Genomic DNA, 1,395 nt, shown 5'->3' on the forward strand with positions numbered 1-1,395 from the left:
GGTCCTGTCCCGGCGGCGACGGCCGCCGCCGCGAGGACGAGCACGCCGACCGCCGACGCCCGCGGCGCCCAGCGCAGCAGGCGCGAGCCGGTGTGACGCGGCACGAGCAGGAGGGACAGCACCAGGCAGACCAGCAGCGCGATGCCGCCGCCGACGACGAACGGGTCCGAACCCCAGGGCCGCAGCAGGACGACGGGAGCCAGCGCCAGGGGGACGAGGCTGAGCACGACCGTGCCCGACCCCAGCCGCGCCCAGGAGTCGGCCACCACCTCGCGTACGCCCAGGGCATCCACCGTCGTCGGCGACTCGGGGATCGCACCGCGCACGGTCCAGCGGTTGCTCATGAAGTGCCGATAGTCGATGAACGCCCCGTCGGGGAGGTTCACCAGGGCGCTGGGGAGCGCGCGCAGCAGCAGGGGCACGAGGCCCAGGCAGATCGCGGCCGCGTCGGGCGGGGCCCAGCGCAGCAGCAGCGCGATCCCCCACACCGCGCCGAACACGACCAGCAGGATCGCCACGGTCCCCGCGGCCGCGCGGATCGCGCGCGTCCCGGTGAGCAGGGCGACGAGCGCCGTCCCGACGGCGGCGGCGAGGAAGCCGGAAGCGACGGACAGGTGCGCCGCTGCCTCGAGCGACGCCGGGATCAGCAGTGCTCCCGCGGCGAAGGACAACGCCGCCGGGGCGACCACGCCCCGCAGCGCCAGAGCGTCGGTGTCCGTGTCCGCAGTGCGGCCGGTCCAGGCCACCGCGGACACGAAGGCGCCCGCCGCGGCCACCAGACCGGCGATCAGGCGCAGCAGGGGGTCGATCGCGCTCGCTGCGCCGGCGGCCACGAGCAGCACCGCCGCGACCGCCAGCAGCACCCAGCGGGCGCCGTGGTCCGCGCGCCCTTCGTCGGCCCGTCCCCGTGCGACGTCCGCATCGCCCGCGACCGCGTCGGGGTCGACCAGGGTGTACAGCCCGCCCTCGACGAGATCCTCGCCGAGGGTGTCCGCATCGATCTCGTACCCGTCCGGACCGAGCACCGTGGGACGGGCCGATCCGGCGAGACCGCTGACCCGCAGGGCCTGCGCCAGGCTCTCGTCGACGGGCAGCGCAAGGTCGGCGCGTCCCCGCCCGCCCGCGAGCGCGATGCGCCGCCGCTCGATCACTCCCCCGGACACAGCAGTACCCTACTCGTCCGGTGCGCGCTGACCGGCGGGCACCGCTCACTCCCGGTCGTCGCGTGAGCCCGCACGGGAGCCCTTCGACCGCGGCAGCGGCTCCTCGTCGTCCTCGATGCGCGGCGCGATCGGGCCTCCGAGCCCGGCGCGCGGACGCTTCTTCTCGTCCGATCCCGTGCCGCCGGCTCCCATGATCATCCCGCCGCGGGCGCCCGCTCCGGCTCCGGATCCC

At 76.3% G+C, this 1,395-nt stretch carries 2 protein-coding genes; both read right to left on the minus strand.

The genetic code is table 11. From position 1 onward, the window contains the following. The coding region (locus MR1_RS19090; protein ID WP_217996259.1) for a hypothetical protein at positions 1-1,163 on the minus strand (1,163 nt) is incomplete at its 3' end. 45 nt (positions 1,164-1,208) lie between these two features. After that, a partial coding sequence (locus MR1_RS20350; RefSeq protein ID WP_217996261.1) for a hypothetical protein occupies positions 1,209-1,395 on the minus strand: 187 nt, incomplete at its 5' end.

It is taken from the genome of Microbacterium resistens NBRC 103078, from assembly GCF_001552355.1.
GTDB classification, from domain to species: domain Bacteria; phylum Actinomycetota; class Actinomycetes; order Actinomycetales; family Microbacteriaceae; genus Microbacterium; species Microbacterium resistens.